The sequence below is a fragment of the Bacillus sp. FSL K6-6540 genome (genome assembly GCF_038007545.1).
This window is the reverse complement of sequence record NZ_JBBOXH010000001.1, coordinates 4,321,963-4,342,667: the sequence shown is the minus strand read 5'-3', so window position 1 is coordinate 4,342,667 and position 20,705 is coordinate 4,321,963. Positions and strand designations below refer to the sequence as shown.

Annotated in this window: 26 protein-coding genes; 25 read left to right on the top strand and 1 reads right to left on the bottom strand. The window is 49.5% G+C overall.

All coding sequences use genetic code 11. The features are described 5' to 3' along the window. Positions 1-103: 103 nt before the first annotated feature. From MHH82_RS19030 to MHH82_RS18935, 20 genes are all read left to right on the top strand, one after another. On the top strand, positions 104-505 hold the full coding sequence (locus MHH82_RS19030; protein WP_340967391.1) for a NusG domain II-containing protein: 402 nt from the start codon (positions 104-106) through the stop codon (positions 503-505). Between the two features lie 334 nt (positions 506-839). Then, a complete protein-coding gene (locus tag MHH82_RS19025) occupies positions 840-1,514 on the top strand; it encodes a hypothetical protein (RefSeq protein WP_235201697.1) in 675 nt (224 codons plus the stop codon). After that, on the top strand, positions 1,511-1,852 hold the full coding sequence (locus MHH82_RS19020; RefSeq protein ID WP_036661141.1) for a DUF3139 domain-containing protein: 342 nt from the start codon (positions 1,511-1,513) through the stop codon (positions 1,850-1,852). Before MHH82_RS19025 ends, MHH82_RS19020 begins: the two co-directional genes overlap by 4 nt. A 48-nt stretch (positions 1,853-1,900) precedes the next feature. After that, positions 1,901-2,446 carry a GNAT family N-acetyltransferase gene (locus MHH82_RS19015; RefSeq protein ID WP_036661139.1) on the top strand — a complete coding sequence of 182 codons (546 nt, stop codon included), beginning with the start codon at positions 1,901-1,903 and terminating at the stop codon, positions 2,444-2,446. Positions 2,447-2,823: 377 nt separating this feature from the next. Next, on the top strand, positions 2,824-3,429 hold the full coding sequence (locus MHH82_RS19010; protein WP_340967388.1) for a GNAT family N-acetyltransferase: 606 nt from the start codon (positions 2,824-2,826) through the stop codon (positions 3,427-3,429). 74 nt (positions 3,430-3,503) lie between these two features. Then, entirely contained in the window at positions 3,504-4,250 is a 747-nt protein-coding gene (locus MHH82_RS19005) for a GNAT family N-acetyltransferase (protein ID WP_340967386.1), read from the top strand. A gap of 229 nt (positions 4,251-4,479) precedes the next feature. Beyond that, the gene (locus MHH82_RS19000; protein WP_340967384.1) at positions 4,480-5,178 is read left to right on the top strand and encodes a class I SAM-dependent DNA methyltransferase; all 699 of its coding nucleotides are present in this window, start codon (positions 4,480-4,482) and stop codon (positions 5,176-5,178) included. Positions 5,179-5,196: 18 nt separating this feature from the next. After that, complete coding sequence (locus MHH82_RS18995) at positions 5,197-5,676, top strand: GNAT family N-acetyltransferase (RefSeq protein ID WP_340967382.1); 480 nt, start codon at positions 5,197-5,199, stop codon at positions 5,674-5,676. A gap of 49 nt (positions 5,677-5,725) precedes the next feature. Next, on the top strand, positions 5,726-6,382 hold the full coding sequence (locus MHH82_RS18990; RefSeq protein WP_340967381.1) for an HAD family hydrolase: 657 nt from the start codon (positions 5,726-5,728) through the stop codon (positions 6,380-6,382). Between the two features lie 4 nt (positions 6,383-6,386). Next, positions 6,387-6,986, top strand: a complete 600-nt coding sequence (locus MHH82_RS18985) for a GNAT family N-acetyltransferase (protein ID WP_145037975.1) — start codon at positions 6,387-6,389, stop codon at positions 6,984-6,986. Positions 6,987-6,998: 12 nt separating this feature from the next. Then, positions 6,999-7,268, top strand: coding sequence for a hypothetical protein (locus MHH82_RS18980; protein WP_090908551.1), 270 nt, complete (start codon positions 6,999-7,001; stop codon positions 7,266-7,268). A gap of 64 nt (positions 7,269-7,332) precedes the next feature. After that, positions 7,333-8,031, top strand: coding sequence for a YjjG family noncanonical pyrimidine nucleotidase (locus MHH82_RS18975; protein ID WP_340967376.1), 699 nt, complete (start codon positions 7,333-7,335; stop codon positions 8,029-8,031). Between the two features lie 149 nt (positions 8,032-8,180). Continuing rightward, positions 8,181-8,537, top strand: coding sequence for a zinc ribbon domain-containing protein (locus MHH82_RS18970; protein WP_261979313.1), 357 nt, complete (start codon positions 8,181-8,183; stop codon positions 8,535-8,537). Positions 8,538-8,568: 31 nt separating this feature from the next. Further along, positions 8,569-9,216: an HAD family hydrolase gene (locus MHH82_RS18965; protein WP_015735945.1), complete on the top strand. Its 648-nt coding sequence runs from the start codon at positions 8,569-8,571 to the stop codon at positions 9,214-9,216. Positions 9,217-9,547: 331 nt separating this feature from the next. Next, positions 9,548-10,165, top strand: a complete 618-nt coding sequence (locus MHH82_RS18960; RefSeq protein ID WP_036661104.1) for a YqaA family protein — start codon at positions 9,548-9,550, stop codon at positions 10,163-10,165. Beyond that, positions 10,166-10,702, top strand: coding sequence for a phosphatase PAP2 family protein (locus tag MHH82_RS18955; RefSeq protein WP_015735943.1), 537 nt, complete (start codon positions 10,166-10,168; stop codon positions 10,700-10,702). Positions 10,703-10,724: 22 nt separating this feature from the next. Further along, positions 10,725-11,966: an MGDG synthase family glycosyltransferase gene (locus MHH82_RS18950; RefSeq protein ID WP_036661101.1), complete on the top strand. Its 1,242-nt coding sequence runs from the start codon at positions 10,725-10,727 to the stop codon at positions 11,964-11,966. 17 nt (positions 11,967-11,983) lie between these two features. Then, positions 11,984-12,619, top strand: a complete 636-nt coding sequence (locus MHH82_RS18945; RefSeq protein WP_036661097.1) for a DedA family protein — start codon at positions 11,984-11,986, stop codon at positions 12,617-12,619. A 161-nt stretch (positions 12,620-12,780) separates the two neighbouring features. Continuing rightward, entirely contained in the window at positions 12,781-13,146 is a 366-nt protein-coding gene (locus tag MHH82_RS18940; protein ID WP_096774221.1) for a glyoxalase superfamily protein, read from the top strand. Then, complete coding sequence (locus tag MHH82_RS18935; protein WP_340970040.1) at positions 13,146-14,051, top strand: hypothetical protein; 906 nt, start codon at positions 13,146-13,148, stop codon at positions 14,049-14,051. The genes MHH82_RS18940 and MHH82_RS18935 overlap by 1 nt, the downstream gene beginning before the upstream one ends. Before the next feature lie 94 nt (positions 14,052-14,145). Here the strand turns inward: MHH82_RS18935 and pdxR are convergent, their stop codons facing one another. Next, complete coding sequence (pdxR, locus tag MHH82_RS18930) at positions 14,146-15,573, bottom strand: MocR-like pyridoxine biosynthesis transcription factor PdxR (protein ID WP_145037983.1); 1,428 nt, start codon at positions 15,571-15,573, stop codon at positions 14,146-14,148. Between the two features lie 110 nt (positions 15,574-15,683). Here pdxR and MHH82_RS18925 point away from each other — a divergent pair, with 110 nt between their 5' ends. The 5 genes from MHH82_RS18925 (at position 15,684) to MHH82_RS18905 (ending at position 20,591) form a co-directional block, all read left to right on the top strand. Continuing rightward, entirely contained in the window at positions 15,684-16,664 is a 981-nt protein-coding gene (locus MHH82_RS18925) for an aldo/keto reductase (RefSeq protein ID WP_340967365.1), read from the top strand. Positions 16,665-16,833: 169 nt separating this feature from the next. Beyond that, a complete protein-coding gene (locus MHH82_RS18920) occupies positions 16,834-17,358 on the top strand; it encodes a YfiT family bacillithiol transferase (protein ID WP_251496839.1) in 525 nt (174 codons plus the stop codon). Between the two features lie 158 nt (positions 17,359-17,516). Then, positions 17,517-18,518 carry a Gfo/Idh/MocA family protein gene (locus MHH82_RS18915; protein ID WP_015735935.1) on the top strand — a complete coding sequence of 334 codons (1,002 nt, stop codon included), beginning with the start codon at positions 17,517-17,519 and terminating at the stop codon, positions 18,516-18,518. Positions 18,519-18,540: 22 nt separating this feature from the next. Beyond that, positions 18,541-19,488, top strand: a complete 948-nt coding sequence (locus MHH82_RS18910; RefSeq protein WP_015735934.1) for an AraC family transcriptional regulator — start codon at positions 18,541-18,543, stop codon at positions 19,486-19,488. 14 nt (positions 19,489-19,502) lie between these two features. Next, a complete protein-coding gene (locus tag MHH82_RS18905; RefSeq protein WP_251496837.1) occupies positions 19,503-20,591 on the top strand; it encodes a Gfo/Idh/MocA family protein in 1,089 nt (362 codons plus the stop codon). Positions 20,592-20,705: the final 114 nt, after the last annotated feature.

The window sequence follows — 20,705 nt, the reverse complement described above, 5'->3', positions numbered from 1 at the left end:
AGCCGTTTAACCTGGGTAGCGAATGTGACAAAACTCATTTCCATGGCTTCGAGCATCGTTCATACTTGGGTACCGAAGACTTTGCACGTCGGGAGGGAGCACCTTGTCCAGAATAAGACGCGGAGATATGATTTTGTTCGCCATCATCCTGATCCTTGGATCCTTCACGGGGCTGCAATGGTGGAAGCATAGCCACGTGGAATATCAGCAGGGTCAGCTTCAGGCGCTGATCACGGTGAATGGCAAAGAATACGAAACCGTCCCGCTGAACGGGGACGAACGCATCATCGACATTAAGACCAAGTTTGGACACAATACATTGAAAGTATATGACTATGGGATCAAGATGATATATTCGGATGCTCCGAGGCGAATCGCGCTGGACATGGGTTTTATCTCGGAACCTTATCAACAGATTATTTGCGTGCCGACCAGAGTCGTGGTAGAGGTGCTGGTACCTGAGCATGAACGGAACGAGTCCGAACTGGATGCCGTGGTGAGCTAGGCTCAGGGAGAGGAGTAAGTATCATAGGCTTAAATGAAAGAACCGGGTTTTGAACCGGTTCTTTTTGTTGTTTAGGACATCTGGTATGATAGCGTAACTTTGTCGCAGAAAAGACAGTTATAATAAATGAAGGGATAAAGTTGCGTAACCACGTGCTTCCTGAGCATAAGATCCGTAGATCTTAGGTCGACGGGATGCCCAGTCGCAGAGTAAAGGTGGGGAGTTAACATGGATATGGTCGCACTGATACTAGTTGTGGGCTTTTTGTTCGTTGTGGTATATTTGAGGGCAATTTGGAACGTGTTGCTGGACATTCGAAACGAGTTAAGAAGTGATGGCGACAGAGGGGCGTGATACGATGCTGACCGAGAAAAAAGACTACTCCCATGTATACTGGATCGGAGGCTCCCCCTGCTCGGGCAAGTCGACGATTGCTGAAAAATTGGCGAAGGATTACAGCTGCACCTATTATCAATGCGATCTATTCAACGAGAAGCATGTGAGCATATGCCATCCGTCGGAGCACCCCACCATGTCCCGATTGAAGGATATGTCCTGGAATGCATTGTGGTCGCGGCCGGTGGAGCAGCAGGTTGAGGAAGAATTGGAGTTTTACCGCGAGGAATTTGGCATGATTATGGATGATGTTTCGGCCCTGCCGGACACGAGCCCCATCATCGTTGAAGGTGCGGCTCTATTGCCGGAAAAAGTCGAGCACCTGGTACCCAGCCCCCATCATGCGATATGGATCGTCCCGGTTCCGGCATTCCAGAAGGAGCATTATGCCAAACGGGAATGGATCCACGAAATTTTGGTATCATGCGATGATCCCGGCGCCGCGTTTCGAAACTGGATGGACCGGGATATCGGTTTTGCGAGATACGTGGCCAAGGATGCCTTGGACCGCGGATTCAAGGTGATGTTCGTGGACGGGAGCCGAAGTGTTCGGGAGAACTACGAAGAGGTCAGGCGTCATTTTATGCTATGCAAACAACAGGGAATCCAATGAAGAAAATCAAAATCGCATTGTTGGTTTTGCTGGTGTTTGTGCTCTTGTCTCCCTTTGTGTATGTGCAAGCCAACAAAATAATCTATGCCAAGAAGGTGGAGACCTACCTGCTTGAAGAAGAACATTATACGCAGGATGAAATCCAGTCGGTCCAAGGCATCTGGGGCGTTAAGCTGCCTCCTTTTTATGCCGTCGTGGTATTTAAAGACGAGCCTGAGGTAGAGTATATTTATTTTGCCCATGACACGATTATGCAGTTTGAATACCGATTGACGCCTGAGGGGGAAGCCCGTGGAATTACACGATCCATGCTAAAGCATGATATCCCAAGGGATTGATATGGTGTTGCAATTTTTAGTTTAAAGCTGTTCAGGGGGGAGCATCGCATGTCCATAACGCTACAAACTTCACGTCTGCAGTTGAAAACCGTGGATCGGGAACGGGCAGCGGATGTGTTGGATTTTATCGTCAGGAACGATGAGTTTTGGAAGATTTGGGAGCCTGCCAGGGAAGCGGAGTTTTATACCCTGGAGAAACAGGCTGAGATTCTGGCAGCGGAAAGTCGAAGCATCGCTGACGGTTCCCTGCTTAAAGTGTGGCTGCATCAAAACGATGAGATGATCGGCTCGATTGCGATCAGCAATATCGTGCGGGGTGTTTTTCAATCGGCTCATGTCGGGTATAAGCTGGCACAATCTCATACGGGAAAAGGGTATATGACCGAAGCCCTGAGCGCCGTGGTCGGCTATTGCTTTGATACGCTGGAGCTGCACCGTTTGGAAGCCAACATTATGCCGAGAAACAAAGCCTCGATGAACGTAGTGAAACGACTGGGCTTCTATGAGGAAGGTCTGGCGATCAAATACCTGAAGATAAACGGTGTATGGGAAGACCACCTTCACATGGTGCTCCGTAACGAGCGTATGGAGTAGATCATGTGGAAGAGAGTGACCTGAGATTCCATGTACGAAGGGGCTGAGTTTTTGTATTTTTGGAGTAAGCGAATGGTCGAGTACAGGAATTACCCATAAATGATGATCGGAGGTGTATGAAAAATGCCATGGCCCATGGTCCATTTTGCGATTGCTTTTCTTGGCTGCTGGAATCCTCGTTGGGTATATTCTTCCATCGTTTATGACTTTGATCGTACACCCTGGTCTTCATAAACTTCCCTTCGCTATCGTAATATCATTCCGGGACACCCGTTCAGCTAACGGATCAACAAAAGGATGAAATAAAAGCCCATGTTATCGAACACACCCAAAAATGGTGAGTCTATTTGTAATTGACGATAGGAGGAGGACTCCTCATGTTTCATGTAGAGATTAGGCGGCCGAATCCTAGTGATACGAAAGCGATGGAGCATTTTTTCAGAGTCGTGATTACCGATACGTTTGCCAAAGAAGGCTTGGCAGATTTATCGGAGGACGTCGAGCAGGAGATTGAGACCAAAAAGAGGTGCTTGAACGCGGATATTGCAACGAACGGAGAGCAGAGGTATTTTCTGATCGGACTTATAGACAACAGTGTTGTAAGCAGCATCGAGTTTGGCCCGTCCAATGCATTGATACGGAAAAGTTCCAATGGAGTACTGCGTGACGTGGTTGAAATCGGAACGGTATTTGTGCATCCTGATTATCAGCAACAGGGAATCGGCAGTCTGATGCTTCATATCATGTATCTTACGCTGCTCAATAAGGGGATAACGGAATTTTGTTTGGATAGCGGATATACGCGTGCTCAGAAAGTATGGAAGAAGAAACTAGGTGAACCCGATTACGTCCTTCAAGATCACTGGGGGCGCGGAGTCGACCATATGATATGGAGAAGAAGGATGACGGACGTTCCCATTGTGTTTAGTATCGCCGATAGATCCAAGGAATTAGCAGAATCGAGTGGCGTGCAGGATACATGAAGAAGATCATTTAACTTGCATAAAAATACACATAGATGTATATTAATTCCTATCATACGGTAGGAGTGGTATACGTGCTAAAGAGAATCGAAGAACTTACCTTAAACGCTTGGCCGGCGCTTCAAACCTTGACGCACCATGGGTGGCTGTTACGTTTTGCAGACGGTTATACGAAGAGATCCAACTCGATTAATGCCTTATACACGAACCCTTCGATAGACCTAGACGCCCAAATTCATGAATGCGAGCGATTATATGTTAAGGCTGGGCTTGACGTCGTATTTAAAATCACCCCGTTCAATCCGCAGGGGCTGGACCGTATGTTGGATTCCAGGGGTTATTCCATACTTGATCCTACCAGTCTGAGGGTGATGGATCATCTGGATCATCTGGAGCCTCCAACGCATAAGGAGGTTAAGATCGAAGAACGGCTGACGGATGAATGGCTGAGCGTGCTGACCGAGATAACTGGAATATCCGAGAAGTATAAGGCTGTAAAAAGAAAGCTGTTCAACTATTCCGTGATTCAATACGGATTCTTCATCCTATATGATCTTGGTGAACCTGTGGCATGCGGGATCGGGGCAATAGAGCAAGGCGTCGTCGGCATATTTGATCTCGCCACAGCTCCGGCATGCCGAAATCGCGGGTTCGGAAAGCAGTTACTCTTACATATTCTGCATTGGGCCAAGAAGAATGGAGCCGCAAGCAGCTATATACAAGTGGTCCAGAACAATGTTGCTGCTAACCGGTTGTACGATCGTATTCAGTACAGGGAGATCTATTCCTATTGGTATAGACATAAGCGTATCGAAGGATAAAGGCAGCATCCGTAGCGTTTGTACCGTGAATCTGAGCTTAACGGATCCAGGGGTTACCCAATCGAATGAACAGTTGTATAATCATGGAAGATGCCTGCCACAGAGGACCCGGCCCTAGATGAAGCTGTCTAAGTTGGGTCTTTTTAGTCAAATGAGCTGTTCGCAGTCATAAATCGCGTTTTCCCTTTTTCTAACGTACTCATGAAGGATACAGAAAGTTGGTGAAATCATGTTCGACTTATCTTCGAAGTATTATGACGTGATCTACAGCTTCAAGGACTATGAGCAGGAGGCGCGGCAGGTCCGGGAATATATCGAAAGACAAAGCAAGGATTACCATACCATTCTGGATGTAGCCTGCGGAACGGCGGAACACGCTGTTTTCTTGAAGCAGCACTATGCAATCGATGGAATCGATTTGAACCCCGAATTCGTAGCTATAGCGAAGTCGAAGAATCCCAAGGGGGATTATTCGGTGGCTGATATGACCCGTTTTCGACTCGGCCGGAAGTATGACGTGATTATGTGTCTGTTCAGCTCCATCGGGTATGTGAAGACGCCGGAGCTGTTGGTTCTAACCCTTGTGCAGTTTAGGGAACATCTGAACGAGGATGGTGTTATTCTGGTTGAGCCATGGCTTACGCCGGACGTTTGGACAACCGGAAGAGTGGACACGATCACGACCGAGCGCCATGGGATCCACATGAGCAGAATGTCCCATTCGGATCGCGCAGGTAATGTTTCGATCATGAATTTTTCGTATTTGTTTGGCAGCGAGGTTGGAATCGAGCATTACACGGAGGAGCATCGTATGGGTCTGTTTACCGTGGAAGAGATGATCGGGGCATTTCGGGAAGCGGGACTGGATGTGGAACACGATACGCAAGGCTTGATCGGAAGAGGCATGTATATTGCCCGAATAGCTTAGTAAGGAGGACCTCAAGATATGTATGCGCATAGGCCGCTGAGGGACGAGGATTTGCAAGCGATTTGCAGTTTTCCTCAAACGCGGGAAGAACTGTTTTACATGAGCCCGAGATCGGAATTCCCTTTGACGCCGGATCAAATCCTGAGTTTGCTTGAGAACCGCTTTGATCCCACGGTTATCGTTGAAGAATCCACCGGGCAGGTCGTCGCCTACGCGAATTTTTATGAAGATGCGGATGGATCGTTGTGGCTTGGCAATGTCGTTGTTGCACCGTCGCACCGTGGACTCGGTGCAGCGCAGAAGCTGTTGCGTACCATGATGGACATCGCCAAAGAAAAATACGAAATGGAACGTTTTTATCTAAGCTGTCATAATACCAATTCCAGAGGGCTTGTTTTTTATCATAAGTTGGGGTTCGAGCCGTTCGATGTCCGCATCACGGCGTTAGATGACGATCGAAAAATGATTACCATTCAGATGAGGCTGGATTTGGTCTGAGCAAGTCGTGTTGTTCAGTCGGATTCTGAGGTGAAAGGGGAGCATTAGAATGAACACCATACAGGCGGTGCTGTTTGATTTCGATGGTACTTTAGCAGATACGCTGCCGCTTTCGTTTAAAGCATTCCGGGCGGTCTTCTTGAAATACGAAGGCAAGCGGTTGACCGATGCCGAAATCGTTCAGACGTTTGGGCCAACGGAGGAAGAGATCATTGCCAATCATCTTTCGAATCCGGCCCATGTTGATGAAGCCGTAGAATATTATTACGAAGTTTTTGAGCAGGATTTTCCAGAGCATGTGCAGGTATCGGAAGCCGTACAGGATCTAATTGTGAAGCTGTCGGATTTACGTATACCCATGGTTATTATCACGGGCAAGAGCAGAAGATGCCTGGATATATGTTTAAGAAACCTGAAACTGGACGGGTATTTTGCCGCTACCATTACGGGAGACGAGGTTGAACGTTCCAAACCCGACCCGGAAGGGATATTCAAAGCCGTTCAGCTGTTGGGTCTGAGGACATCGGACGTGGTTTTTGTCGGGGACAGCGATGCCGACATTGCGGCTGGCAAATCAGCTCAGGTATTAACCATCGGGGCGCATTGGTTTGATACCGTTCAGAATGCACAATTTGCGGTGGAACCCGACAATATTTTTACACGGCCCGATCAGTTGATAACATGGATCATGACCAGGAATCATTGAGCGAATGAAAGCAGGGGTTATATTGAACAGCAAGACAACTATCGAAATCCAGAGTAAGCCCTTTACGATTGAATGTGAGGACATCTTCCTTCGGGAATATTTGTTGGAAGATCTGGATGCGATCTGCAAGATCACGCACGAACCGGAGATCAGACAGTACCTGCCTGGCTGGGATGTATCAAGGGAACAGCGGCGAGAATGGTTAACCGACTATGAAATGCCGGAGAATCGGCGGTTCCTGCATGCCGTTCAAGACGGCGGGGATGTGGGGCAGCTGCGTCTGCGGTTAGCCATCGTCTTGAAAGAAACAGGGGAATGCATCGGCTGGTGCAATACCGGTCCTAAGGAAGAGCTGCCCCCGCCTAACCGAGAGATCATGTACGGAATCTCCAATCGGTATTACAATAAGGGATATGCCACCCAAGCCGTGCGGGCGTTAATCCGTTATTTGTTCCGGAATACAAGGGAGCGAGAACTCAACGCAATCGCCGTCGTTCATCATCATGCTTCCAATAAAGTAATCCAAAAGTGCGGATTTGCCTATATCGGCGAGATCGAACTTGAGCAGGAGCGGTATCATCACTATAAATTATGCGATGAGTAATAGGGAGGCCCAATGAAACAGCTTGCCCTTGGAGCGGGGATCTTCATTGTGACGGAATTGCTTTTGATCACGCTGTTAGGCGTGGACGAATGGGCAATGATGGTGTTCTCAGCAGGCGTAATCATTACGATATTATTGTTAATTTTCATGCGTCTGACGGAGTTGGTGAAGAGTAACAGAGACCGACTAGATCATCAACAAAGGCAGAGGATCCAGGAATTGAACCGACAATCCAGATTAACTTCGACATCCGACAATGGTTCGATGAATCCGGATGAATAAAATGTTATGCTGGGTAGCGAAAGGGTAATGGTTGAAGTTAAGCAGCAAGAGAGGAGGCCCAGCCTTGCGATACAACGTTATTTTATTTGATGCGGACGATACGCTATACGACTATGCCCAATCGGAGGCGTTTGCGTTAGCCGGCGTTTTTGGCGAGATCCATCAGGAATGCACGAATGCGATCGTAGACAGTTACAGGCGCATTAACCAGCAGTTGTGGAACGATTTCGAGCAGGGGATCGTGACGCAGGGCGAATTGCGTACGGCCCGGTTCGAAAGACTCCTGGAGGAACATAGTATCAATTGCGCTTTGGACGCTGAAGCCTTTAGCAATATCTACATAAAGTATTTAGGACAGGGCTCCTTTCTCATGGAAGGGGCAGAGAAGCTGTGCAGTCAACTGTCCGAGCGCGGCCAACGCATGGCCATCATCACGAACGGAATCAAGGAAGTGCAGTTTAATCGTATCAGCCGATCGGCGCTGTGCGATTCCTTTGAATGTATCGTGGTTTCGGAGGATGCAGGATCTCAAAAGCCGCACGAAGGAATATTCGATTACGCCTTTAATAAGTTAAACCACCCCGATAAAAGCGAGGTGCTCATTGTTGGCGATTCGTTAACTTCCGATATACAAGGAGGCATCCGTTACGGGATAGATACCTGCTGGTATAACCCGCAGCGCAAGGCTAACCCGACGTCCATTCACCCCAAGTATGAAATACATACATTGGAGGAACTCCACGACATCATTTCATCCGAATGACCGTGATTTGGCAAGATCGATGAAGATGGAGCACCATGATCCTTTCTAGACGTTTACTATTATGCTGAGGGTTTTCCCATAGGTTCCGTGTAAAAAGGGAGGAAGGTGCAGAAGTGGTTCAGTGTCCGTGGTGCGCACAGGAGGTAACGTTGATTGATAGTACATGTCCGGAATGCAAGCATGAGGTATTGCCGGAGCATCTGAGCACAGAGACGAATGAACAGACTACCGGCCAGTATAATACAGCAGCCGAAATGGATTACCTAAGCATTGAGGAATTAATGGCCAGCAAGTTCCACTGCCGCCGCTGCGGTCACCGTGAATGCAGCTCGCAGGAAGTCAGCATGAGCGGTACGGGCATAAGCAAAATATTCGATATCGACTATCATCATTATCTCTTCGTATCCTGTACGCGGTGCGGTTTCGTCGAGGTATTCAATCCCGATGTCCTCCGCGGACATCAATCCGGAGTGCTGGGAACGGTGCTCGATCTCATCTGGGGTTAACTAACAGAACATTCAGCAAAGGAGCATGAACATGATACAGGCATTTATTTTTGACATGGACGGGGTCATTATTGACAGCGAACCGCTGCACTTTGAAGTGGATATCCAGGTGATGAACTACTACGGATCCTCGATAACCCATGAACAATTGGAGAAGTATGTAGGCATGACCAATCCGGAGATGTGGGCAGCCATTAAACATGAGCATCGGCTTGCGCAATCCGTATCGGAGATTATCGAATACCAATTGTCCAATAAAATCGAGATGCTCACCTCTCGGGAAATGGAGCCGATTGCCGGCATTCGGGAGCTTCTGGCTGAACTTAAAGCACGTCGTATCCCTGCTGCGATTGCATCATCCTCGCCTCCCGTATTTATTACGGCCGTCTTGCGCAAGTTCGATCTCCTGGATCAATTCGAATGCGTCGTGAGCGGTGAAGAAGTGGAAAAAGGAAAACCGGCGCCGGATGTGTACCTCAAAGCGGCTGAATTGTTAGGCGTGGAGCCCGAGCACTGCATGGTGCTGGAGGATGCCCGGCATGGCGTTGCTGCAGCGAAGGCGGCCGGCATGACATGCATCGGCTTCGTGAACCCGAATTCGGGAAATCAGGATTTGTCGCAAGCCGATCATGTCGTGGATTCCATCGGGGACGTTCTGAGGATTTGCCAATTTGAATAGGACTTGGTCTTGGATCCTGGCAGTTTGGCCGCATATTGCGGCTGAGCTGTTTTTTTGTTTTTGGTTCAAACGGTTATAAACCCAACTTATTGATCATAAAACTCGTTTATACTATATCTACTCTATTATATCTACTATTAGGATCTAGACCTAAGTCTAGGTTCATTATCGTCTGAAGACGGAAGGCATCCTCCTCCATTCGTGATATCCTTGCATTAACATGATACGGGAGAGGAATGTGAACCGATGATTTCAAATTCGAATGTAAGCAACGATATCGCACGATACACGGGCTGTCCAAGGGTCAGCCAAGCAGAGGAGATTAGGCTTGATGGATTTTTTACGTAATTTAGGCGATATCGGATTATTCATTCATGCCATGATCGACGCGATCATTTTTCCGATTCCGGCACTGTTCTCGCAGTTGTCCTTAAGTGCCTTGAGTCCGGACCGTGCGATCTGGCTCGCCACGATCGGGTTTGTCGGGTGCTTGATCGGAACGCCCATCGGATATGGAATCGGCAAGGCTTCAGGTCATTTGGTGTTAACCAAGATCATGAAGAAAAAATGGTATGATTCCGCCACCGCTTTGTTCACCAAGCATGGCGAAGCCGCTATCCTGGTCGGTGCGTTTACGCCGATTCCCTTCAAAATATTCACCATTCTATCCGGCTGCATGAACTATCCTTTATGGAAGCTTATCAGCTATGCAGCGCTCGGACGCGCCGTGAAGTTCTACACGGTGGGTGTGCTGTTCTACGTATATGGCCGTGCTGCCGAGAATATGGTGGACAGCGTGCTTACGATTATTTTGTTATCCGTAGGCGCTCTGATCGGGGGCATTTGGCTGACGGTGCGGCTTATCAAGAAGCGCAGGAATAAACGTTCGGAGGTCCCCGTCGTGAAGGGGCCAAAAGATTCAATTGACGTAACGGCAGGTGAAGAATGAATGATAAAGCGACTGCAAAGTTTTGATCACCGGGTATTCGTCTGGTGCAACCAGACGATCAGCAACCGAGCCTTTGACCGGTTGTTCGGCGGCATCACCCATCTCGGCGGAGCCACCTTCACCATTCTGAGCGCGTTGCTTATCGCCTGGGCAGCATTCGAAGCTTGGGATATCACGGCATATCAGAGTGCCATTGCGTTAACCGTTAGCCATCTGATCGTGGTCCTCATCAAGAGAATCGTCAGAAGAGATCGTCCCTTCCGGGTTTTGGAGCAGGTAAAGATCGGAAATTTCCCGCTGAAGGATTACTCCTTCCCTTCCGGTCATACGACGGCGATTTTTGCAGTCATTACCCCGCTGCTGTTTCTGGTTTCGCCGCTGCCGACGATACTGCTGATCATGCTGGCTGCGCTGGTCGGTCTATCCCGTATCTATTGGGGATATCATTACCCGACCGATTGTCTGGCGGGAAGCCTGATCGGATTCGGATCGGGATGGCTGGTCGTTTACCTGATGCATGTCTTGGGAAACACATAACGTTAGATAAGGAGTAATATCAATGAGATCCATATATGAGCAAAAAATCATCATATTAACCGGAAGTCTGGGAGAGGGTCATAACCAGGCATCAAAGGCCATTGTGGAATCAGCAAAAAGAAAATACCCTCATCTGCGCGTTAAAGTCATTGATTACATGGAGTTAACCCATCCGCGGCTGCATGTGGCCGGACAGTTTTTCTTTGTGCAGTGGATGAAGCATTTTCCATCCGTTTACGGTTATTTGTTCCAAAAAACGCGCGAGGAAAACACGCTCATTCAGATGCTGAAACGCTTCAGTACCTTCAGTCTTCAAAAACTGAGCGCAATGCTGGAGATCGAAAAGCCGGCTATCGTAGTCAGTACGTTTCCGCCGGCAGCGGCAGGCATGTCGCTGTTGAAAGCAATGGGTTACACGGACGTGCCCACGGCCACCGTCATGACGGATCATACGGATCACAGTTATTGGATCCATTCGCATACGGATTATTACATGGTGGGTTCCGATGTGGTCCAGGTTGCATTGGAGCGCAAAGGCGTGCCGAGCGAAAAAATCTCGGTGACCGGAATACCCGTCAACCCGCTCTACAGTCAACCGGTGGATGAGGAACGGCTGCGCGATTATTATGGCTTGAAACCATCCGAGCAGGTCGTGCTGATCATGGGCGGCGGAGAAGGGATGATCGATAAAGAAATTATCGAGCTCTTGAAATCCAGGGCATACCCGCAGGATGTTCGGTTTATGGTCGTGTGCGGACGCAATATGAAATTATATCAATCGCTGCTGGAAGAGTTTGCGGAGCATCCGCAAATCACCGTCATGGGTTATGTGGATCGTATGCATGAATTGATGGCGATGGCCGACTTGATGGTGACGAAGCCGGGAGGTCTCACGATTTCCGAAGCATTAACGATGGAACGTCCCATGCTGTTGGTTAAACCCTTGCCTGGCCAAGAGCAGGATAATGCCGACTACCTGGTTGGCATTGGCGTGGCGCGTCAAGCTATGGCGGGAGAACTGCAGCATCAATTCATGACGCTAATGACGGATTCGTCCTTGCTGCAAGAGATGAAGCGAAAAGCGGCCATTAACACGCACAAAGATTCGGCGCTATCGGTTCTGACCCGATTGATAGAGATTCAACGGCGTTACCGCCCTTCGCGAGAATGGGCCGAAGAAAAGAACCCGGTGCCCTACGAGGTGCTGAACAGGGAAGTTTATGTGAATGAAGCCCTGCACCACTACCATGACAGTTATCGGTAAGACGAAGGAGTTTTCCCATGAATTTGTTTGAATTGGTTGAGCGGTTGTTTGAACAATATGGTTATCTGGTGTTATTGATTGGGCTCCCTCTTGATTTTATTGCTCTTCCAATTCCTCCAGGAAACACTACCCTGACTTATACCGGGTTCCTGACCTATAAGGGGGTCATCGACATGGTTCCGGCCATGGGATCTGCTTTTATAGGAGCGGCCATGGGGCTGACCATTACCTATATCCTCGGCTACCGGTTAGGGATGCCGCTGATTGAACGCTATGGAAAATGGCTGTTCATCAAGCCGTCCCTTGTGGAGAAAACACAGGCGTATTACAGCAAGTATGGGAACAAGCTGCTCATCGTCTGTTTTTTCATTCCCGGAGTCAGGCAGTTTATCGGGTATTTCATCGGCATGATTCGGGTTCCCTACCGGACGGTTTGGATATACGGATACACGGGAGTGGCTGCATGGGTATTGGCCTTCTTCAGCATAGGTTTTATATTCGGGGAGCAGTGGCAGTACATTCTGAATGTGGTGGAGCATTATTTGAAAGTCATCTTTCTCTGTCTGGCAGGTTCGTTTCTCGTTCTGCTGGTTTGGAGCCGCGTGAAACGCGAGAAGGCCAAGAAACTAACCAAAGTGACAAGGAATGAATAGAATGGATCCTTGACCCGGCGAAGGATCATTGGTTTGCTCGGGTTTAGTTTATATAAGATAGGGACGAGCTGAGACGTGATTGATTTGTGATACGATCTATAATAAGTCAACAGCAGCACATACATAATGTATAGGAATGATGAGGTGCGGGAGGGGCTGGCATGAGCAAAATCATACCTTTATTCAGGGTGTTCGACGAAACGAAGGCAAGGGAATTCTACATGCAGTATCTTGGTTTCACCTTGGACTGGGAGCACCGGTTTGACGATTCGGCGCCGCTTTACATGCAAATATCCAAAGGTTCGTTATTGATCCATTTAACGGAGCATTACGGTGACTGCTCCCCTGGAGCAGCCATTCGCGTGGAGATCGCAGGAATTGAAGCTTTTCACGAACAGCTGTCAAACCAGAACTATCCGTATCAGAGACCCGGAATCGAGATCGCCCCATGGAACAGCAAAGAGGTACGTGTAACGGATCCGTTCGGCAATCGAATCACTTTCTACGAGGAGATGGAACCCGAGTGATGAAGCTAAACGAGATACGATGGGAACAAGCAAGGCAGTATATGCTGCAGCGGGCCAGAAACCTTGAACGGGCCTTGTTCCGATATGAATTCGAGAACGGGTCGTTTACGGATGTGCTGATTGAGCTCTCCAGCTACCAGAACGAGGATGGCGGATTCGGTCATGGTCTTGAGCCTGACCTTCGCTGCAAGGAGTCATCTGCCCTGGCGACGACCAGAGCGCTGGAGATTCTTCGGTTACATCCGAATCATCCCGAGCGGAACGAACGGGTTATATCCGCGTTACAGTATCTCGAGCATACGTATGTGCCTGAACGCTCAGGATGGGACATTATCCCCGAAGATGCGGAGCAGTCACCTAGAGCGATTTGGTGGCAATACGGCGCTTTTAAGGACCATTGGGGCAATCCCAATGCAGACATCATCGCTTATTTTATCGATGAACGGGAGCTGTATCCTCTGGAATCGCTGGATTTCTTGGTTCGTTATGCTCTGGACTACCTGAATCGAACCAGCGATTTAAAAGAAATGCATGAACTGTTTTGTTACTTGCGCTTGAAAGAGCGATTGCCAAAGGAACAGGCATCCGAGATCAGGGAGGCTTTGGAGGCTTTCATGGACAACTGCATTAGCCTGGACCCCGGCAGCCGGGAGGGATACGGGGCAACACCGCTGAGCATTATGGACACGCCGAACTCTCCTTACTTTCCAAAATATCGAGCGCTTCTTCCGGCGGAGCTGGACTTGCTTATAGAGAACCAGGGCGAAGATGGTGCCTGGGAGCCGAATTGGAGCTGGTACCAATTCGAAGAGGTATGGCCGTCGGCCAAGGAAGAATGGAAGGGCGTTATGACACTGAATGCGCTTCGGACGCTGCGTAATTTTGACCGGATTGAAGGGATATGATGGCAAGATCCTGAGGATGAAACAGATATGGCTCGGTTCGCCGTAAAGCGAACCGAGCCATTGTTGTTTGGAGAAGGGAAGATATGCCCGCAAATCAAGATGAATCCCTGCAATGGGAAGCAAATGCGTAAAGCCTGCTTAAGCCTTCTTCGATCTCTTCCGTCGAAAGGTTTCCATATCCCAATACGATCCCTGTCGAACCCGGAGGACGCGATGGCGAGATTCTGTAATTAGAAGCAGGCTCGACGCGAAACCCGTATGAGACCGTATCGTTCCATGGGAGGAGAGCGTAAGCTTGACGACCGAATATCACCTGAAGATGCATCCCCGCATCATCGCCGACAATGGAAATATCCTGCCCGAACAAGTGATGGAGCCGCTCCGTTAATACATTGCGGCGTTTCTTGTACACTTTTTTCATCTTATGGATATGCCGTTCCAGATGGCCGTCCAGAATGAATTGGCTTAGCGCTTGTTGAATGACGGTTGGGGTATGTATATTCAGTTTATCTTTCATCTCGGTTATGGCATCGGTTAGATCAGGCGGGACGATCATGAATCCGATCCGGAGGCTCGGCGTTAAGGTTTTACTGAATGTTCCCACGTGAATGACTCTCGAAGGCGAGAGCGTCTGCAGAGGAGGTACCGGGATTCCTCGAAGCCGGAATTCGCTGTCATAATCATCTTCGATCACGAAGGAGTCGGCTTCCTCCAGCATCCGGATGGCCTGATGTCTGCGCTGTATGGATAGTACGCTGCCGGAAGGAAACTGATGTGACGGCGTTAATAAAACCAGATGACCTGGTGCGAAACTCGTCATGGCGTCGATGCGCATGCCGCTGTGATCCACCTCAACCGGCACAAGCCGATAGTTCATCATCTGAAAAATATCGCGGGTAATATCGATCGTGGGGTCTTCGATATAGATGGAATGAAACCTGGAAGCTAACGATTTGGCAAGGAGGAGCAACCCTTCGGAAGCGCCGGACACGATCACGATTTGATCGGATGAGCATTGGATGCCCTTGGACCGGAATACATAGTCGCAAATGGCAGAGCGCAGCATCTTATCACCTTTGATGTGACCGTAACCATGGTTTGCATTCACGGAGTCCTCAGCGGCTTGTTTCAAGTACTTGGCCCAGATGTGCCTTGGAAACATCTTCTGATCGGGAATGCCGGCGGCAAAATCGATCATGTGCGAATGTTCAGTCGATGTAACTTTATGGATCGGCTGCTCGCCGACAGATGGCTCGTTTCGTGGACGGGGAGAAGGTATTATCCCGCCCGCTACATAGGTGCCTGATCCTACGCGCCCTTCCAAATATCCCTCAGCCGTCAGCTGCTCATATACCTCGATGACTACATTGCGCGCAATGCCCCACTCTTTGGCCAGAACCCGGGTCGGAAGCAGCCGTGCTCCCGCTGCCAGCTGTCCCGATTCGATCAGCCTTCGCAGCTGCTGGCATACCTGATGGGTAACGGATCGTTTCGATTCACGGTCGATATAAATGCCGTACACCGTATCCCTCCTTTAATTGGTTCCTCCAAATTCACCATCATTGGATCTCATCACAAACCATTTTCCTAATTATAATGAAGGCGAACCAATTCGAAAAGGGAGGAACTATCATGGATAGAACGTTAGGCAGATCGCAAATCCCGGTAAGCCCGCTCGGCTTAGGCTGCTGGGCAATGGGCGGGAATTTTACGTTGGACGGCTTGTCCGACGGATGGGGTGAGATGGACGAACGTGAATCCGTTGCAGGGATTCATGCGGCCCTGGAGAGGGGCGTTAACTTTTTTGATACGGCAGACGTTTATGGTACCGGGCATAGCGAACGGGTGCTTGGCCGCGCATTAAAAGGAAAGCGGCACGAAGCCGTGATAGCCACCAAATTCGGATATACCTATGATGAAACAACGAAGGAAGTTTTTACGCGTTATAATGTTACGCCGGATTATATCCGCTACGCTTGTGAGCGGTCTCTTCAGCGACTCGATACGGATTATATCGATCTCTATCAGATTCATGTAGGCGGATTACGACTGGATGAGGTGGAAACGGTGATAGATGCCTTAAACGGTCTTCGTCAAGAAGGGCTGATCCGTACATATGGCTGGAGTACCTGGGATACGGCCAATGCCGAGTTATTTGCAGAGCGATCCGAAGCGGCAGCCATTCAGCACGTGCTGAATGTTCTCAGTGACGATAAGGAGATGCTTGCCCTTTGCGAACGTCATGGTTTGGCGAGCATCAATAATACGCCCTTGGCAATGGGGCTGTTAAGCGGGAAATTTAATCAGGACACCCGATTCAGTGATCAAGATGTGCGAGGAAGCGGTCACGACTGGGTCGCCTATTTCAAGGAGGGGAAAGCCGTACCGTCGTTCCTCGCTAAACTTGAAGCGGTGCGGGAGATTTTAACGAGTGAAGACCGTACTTTAGTGCAAGGAGCGTTAGCATGGATTTGGGGAAGAAGCCGTGCGGCGATTCCGATACCGGGTTTCAAAACGAGAAGGCAAGCGGAAGAACTAATAGGAGCCGTTGCTTTTGGACCTTTAACGGCTGGGCAGATGAACGAAATCGAAGGAATACTGGGCTCCATGTAGTCACATTCCAGTTATGTAGCAGGAGAGAAGCCCTTGGCAGATGCCGAGGGCCTTTTCGACGGGAAACAAGCAGCATCCATCAGGAGTGCAGACACTATTATTTTTCGGCGGAGATGCTAAAATCATGACATGGAATGATCTCAAACATAATGGAAGGGAGAGAGGGAACATGGATTTGAGGTATCCGATAGGACAGTTTGACTGGGGAGGCAGCACGTCGCCTAAGCACAGGAAGGTCTGGGTCCGAGAGATTAAGGGAATGCCGGAGAAGCTGAGGGCAGCGGTCCAAGGGTTAAGCCACGAACAACTGGATACGGCTTATCGCGAGGGCGGCTGGACGATCCGCCAGGTTGTTCACCATCTTGCTGACAGTCATATGAACAGCTATATCCGGTTTAAACTTGCGTTGACGGAAGAGAACCCGACGATTAAACCGTATGACGAACAGAAATGGGCTGCCCTGCACGATTCATTGACACAAGACATTGAGGCTCCGCTTGCATTGATCGACGGATTACATGCCAGATGGGTCGCATTATTGGAGAATATGAAGGATGGGGACTATCTGAGAACGTTCTACCATCCCGAAAACCAGCGAACAACGAGTTTGGAATACGCCGCAGGCATGTATGCATGGCATGGGAATCACCACATTGCCCACATCACGTCAGCCAGAGAACGATTGGGAATTTAGTCGAAATCACATCGAACTCCGTCATACGACGGGGTTCTTTGTGTGCGGCCATGTCGTGATTTCTAACTTGATTGTCGCAATTTTACACTGTGAATCAGGCGGTACGTGTGATAGATTAATGGCATGATGTCTTAATATTAGATACTGAGGTGACTGGAATGATCAGAATCGGAAAAATTAGTTATTGGCATGTGCACGCATGGGATTATACGAAACAAGCGCAGGAGCATCCCGATGCTCAGATCGTAGCGGTATGGGATGAGAATCCGGAGCGGGGAAGAGAAGCCGCCGAGAAGCAAGGCGTGCGTTTTCATGAATCGCTGGATGACATGCTGCAAAGCGACGATATTGATGCCGTGATCGTGGATGCTCCGACATCCATGCACAGAGAAGTCATGTTGAAGGCCGCAGCGGCAGGCAAGCATATTTTCACGGAAAAAGTAATTGCTGCAACCCTTCAGGAGGTCAATGATATCATTAAAGCCGTGAAGGAGAATCAGGTCAAATTCACGGTATCGCTACCGCGGCTGAATGACGGTTATACGCTGGCGATCCGTGAGGTATTGGAGCAGGAATTGCTGGGAACCGTGACGCTCGTTCGCGTTCGCTTGTCCCATAATGGCGCAACCGCCGGTTGGCTGCCTGAGCATTTCTACAGCCTGGAGGAGTGCCGCGGGGGTGCCCTGATCGATCTGGGCTGCCATCCGATGTATTTGACGCGCCTGTTCCTTGGCGAGGAAGCCATTGACGTCCAAGCGAATTTCGGATACATAACGGGCAAAGAGGTAGAAGACAACGCCGTTGCCACGCTCTCTACGGCGGCGGGTGCCGTCGGCGTGGTGGAAGCCGGATTCGTTAACAACTTCTCTCCGTTCACGATCGAGATTCATGGTACGGATGGAACCATCCTGTACGGTACGCCGGATAGCAAGCTTCTGATTCGTTCAACGAAAAAAGAAGAGTACAAGGATGCTTGGGTCGAGCTGCCGGTACCGGCGAATCGCGCAAGTGCCTTTGAACAATGGATTTCTCATATTCAAGAAGATACCGTTGCCGAAGAAAATATCGCATATGCGGTTGAATTGACCAAATTGATGGAGGCAGCCAATCGTTCGGCCAAGGAGCATCGTGCTGTAAGATTGGATGAACTTCAAGCATAAGATACAGGGATGATGCACCGGGATGAATAACCATTTTCCATACGAAATGATGAAAGAGCGGCAGGATGCCTTGGAGCGGCTTGATCTTAGGGTCTATTGGGGACGTTACGAGATCCGGGTCCTTCGGTTTCATCTCACCACCTTCCCGCCCGGGAAGATTGTCTCCTTCCATAAGCATGCGGAGTATGAATTTCATTTCATACCCCGCGGCAAGGGGACCGTTATTATGGAGGATGAGCCGTATGCGCTGCGGGAAGGGATGTTCTATTTAACGGGTCCGAACGTGCTTCATTATCAGGAAGCGGATACCGCGGAACCGATGGACGAATTATGCCTGCACGTCGACATCATTCCCCGCGATGAGATTTCCGAGCCTGAGAGCCCGGCACTGCCTGTTTCGGATCCTTGGGAAATGGCGGAAGCCGATGACTGCATGGAGAAGCTGAGAGAATTGCCGATGAAGCCGACGATGGACATCCATCGAGCGATGCCTTATTTTCTTGAGGCTTATCAGGCTTCGCAGGAGAAATATTCGGGTCTGTACACAACGATCAAGCAATGCCTTATTCAGATATTGCTGCGCGCTGTGCGCGCATATGAATCCGAGCCATCGGAAGCGGAGCTGCCTTCGCGCGATATGAAGGCTTACCGTTATCAATTGGCGTTGGAGTATATCCATGCGAATTCTTCGGGGGAGGTTGTGCTGGATGACGTCGCAGAGAAGCTGCATATCAGCTCAAGACAGCTGCAGCGGATATTCAAGGAGCAAGCGGAAGGTCAGTCCTTCAGCGAGATCTTGGAGCATGTCCGCCTGGAAGCCGTGTGCAGGAAGCTGATCGATACCAATTGGTCGATTGACAAAATCGCCATTCACGAAGGCTTCTCCAGCGGCAGTTATCTGCATACCGTTTTCCGAAAGAGATACGGATATACGCCAACAACATACCGAGCCATGAATGTGAAATTGTAGGGGGAGTATCAGCCATGGGCAAAACCATTCGAATTGGAGTTATTGGAAGCGGCGGCATTGCGGGGGAGCATGCAAAGTACTATAAACAAATTGACGATGTGCAAATTGTTGCCGTAGCTGATATTTTACCCGGCAGAGCCGATCAGTTTATTGAGCGCTGGGGATTGCAGGGAGCCATCGGATTCGATGACCACCGCAGATTGTTGGATCTTGACCTGGACGGCGTAAGCATCTGTACGCCGAACGTCGCTCATTACCGTACGACGATCGATGCGCTGTCGGCGGGCAAACACGTTATGCTTGAAAAACCGATGTCGGTCACTTTGGATGAAGCGATCGAGATGGTTCAAATCTCGAAGAAGACCGGGAATATGCTTAATGTAGGCTTCCAGCCGCGATATGACCCGAACATGGGCATCATTAAGAATTTGATCCAGAACGGCGAGCTTGGAAAAGTGTACTATGTGGAAACCGGGGGCGGCCGCCGACGGGGAATGCCAGGCGGCACGTTTGTTCGCCAGGAAATCGCCGGGGCAGGCGCTATGGCGGACATCGGATGCTATTCCCTGGACATGGCGCTGAACGCCCTGGGATATCCCAAGCCATTAACGGTATCCGCTTATACGTCGAATTATTTCGGGACGAATCCCAAATACCATGCGGAAGCCGGAGCGTTTAACGTAGAGGATTTCGGGGTAGCCATCATTCGGTTTGAAGGCGACCTTGTGCTTAACTTTAAAACATCCTGGGCTATGCATATGGATACGCTCGGGGCAACGATGTTCCTTGGCACGGATGCGGGCATGAAGATTACGCCTGCAGGCTCAGGCCCTTGGAGCGGTGTATGGGACGGGAAGGTAGGATCGATTTCCTTGTTCCACGATATCCAGGGCCATCATACCGAAAGCGCAATACCGCTGATCAGCCATGAGCTGAATGTATTCCAGGAGAAAATCAAGGATTTCGTTAGCGCGGTGCGCGAAGGCAAGCCGGCGCCGATTCCGGGTGAGCAGGTGCTTCGCAATCAAGCGATACTGGACGGTATTCTGCGATCCTCCCAAAGCAAAAAAGAAGTGGAAATCCATATTCCGAATATGGATTAAGATGATGAAAGCCGTGCAACCAGCGCGGCTTTTTAGTTGCAATTTTAATTATTTAATTCGTGAATATAGCATTGCAAATGCTTCCATTTTTTAGATGGATATGATAGTATGAAT

Bases quoted from the DNA above. Each gene is read 5' to 3' on its own strand.
- MHH82_RS18925 (WP_340967365.1), top strand. From the start codon at position 15,684: ATGGATAGAACGTTAGGCAGATCGCAAATCCCGGTAAGCCCGCTCGGC.
- MHH82_RS19010 (WP_340967388.1), top strand. From the start codon at position 2,824: ATGTTTCATGTAGAGATTAGGCGGCCGAATCCTAGTGATACGAAAGCG.
- MHH82_RS18920 (WP_251496839.1), top strand. From the start codon at position 16,834: ATGGATTTGAGGTATCCGATAGGACAGTTTGACTGGGGAGGCAGCACG.
- MHH82_RS18960 (WP_036661104.1), top strand. From the start codon at position 9,548: ATGGATTTTTTACGTAATTTAGGCGATATCGGATTATTCATTCATGCC.
- MHH82_RS18990 (WP_340967381.1), top strand. From the start codon at position 5,726: ATGAACACCATACAGGCGGTGCTGTTTGATTTCGATGGTACTTTAGCA.
- MHH82_RS18940 (WP_096774221.1), top strand. From the start codon at position 12,781: ATGAGCAAAATCATACCTTTATTCAGGGTGTTCGACGAAACGAAGGCA.
- MHH82_RS18945 (WP_036661097.1), top strand. From the start codon at position 11,984: ATGAATTTGTTTGAATTGGTTGAGCGGTTGTTTGAACAATATGGTTAT.
- MHH82_RS18980 (WP_090908551.1), top strand. From the start codon at position 6,999: ATGAAACAGCTTGCCCTTGGAGCGGGGATCTTCATTGTGACGGAATTG.
- MHH82_RS19015 (WP_036661139.1), top strand. From the start codon at position 1,901: ATGTCCATAACGCTACAAACTTCACGTCTGCAGTTGAAAACCGTGGAT.
- MHH82_RS18905 (WP_251496837.1), top strand. From the start codon at position 19,503: ATGGGCAAAACCATTCGAATTGGAGTTATTGGAAGCGGCGGCATTGCG.
- MHH82_RS18935 (WP_340970040.1), top strand. From the start codon at position 13,146: ATGAAGCTAAACGAGATACGATGGGAACAAGCAAGGCAGTATATGCTG.
- MHH82_RS18955 (WP_015735943.1), top strand. From the start codon at position 10,166: ATGATAAAGCGACTGCAAAGTTTTGATCACCGGGTATTCGTCTGGTGC.
- MHH82_RS18985 (WP_145037975.1), top strand. From the start codon at position 6,387: ATGAAAGCAGGGGTTATATTGAACAGCAAGACAACTATCGAAATCCAG.
- MHH82_RS18915 (WP_015735935.1), top strand. From the start codon at position 17,517: ATGATCAGAATCGGAAAAATTAGTTATTGGCATGTGCACGCATGGGAT.
- MHH82_RS19020 (WP_036661141.1), top strand. From the start codon at position 1,511: ATGAAGAAAATCAAAATCGCATTGTTGGTTTTGCTGGTGTTTGTGCTC.
- MHH82_RS19025 (WP_235201697.1), top strand. From the start codon at position 840: ATGGCGACAGAGGGGCGTGATACGATGCTGACCGAGAAAAAAGACTAC.
- MHH82_RS18965 (WP_015735945.1), top strand. From the start codon at position 8,569: ATGATACAGGCATTTATTTTTGACATGGACGGGGTCATTATTGACAGC.
- MHH82_RS18995 (WP_340967382.1), top strand. From the start codon at position 5,197: ATGTATGCGCATAGGCCGCTGAGGGACGAGGATTTGCAAGCGATTTGC.
- MHH82_RS18950 (WP_036661101.1), top strand. From the start codon at position 10,725: ATGAGATCCATATATGAGCAAAAAATCATCATATTAACCGGAAGTCTG.
- MHH82_RS18910 (WP_015735934.1), top strand. From the start codon at position 18,541: ATGAATAACCATTTTCCATACGAAATGATGAAAGAGCGGCAGGATGCC.
- MHH82_RS19000 (WP_340967384.1), top strand. From the start codon at position 4,480: ATGTTCGACTTATCTTCGAAGTATTATGACGTGATCTACAGCTTCAAG.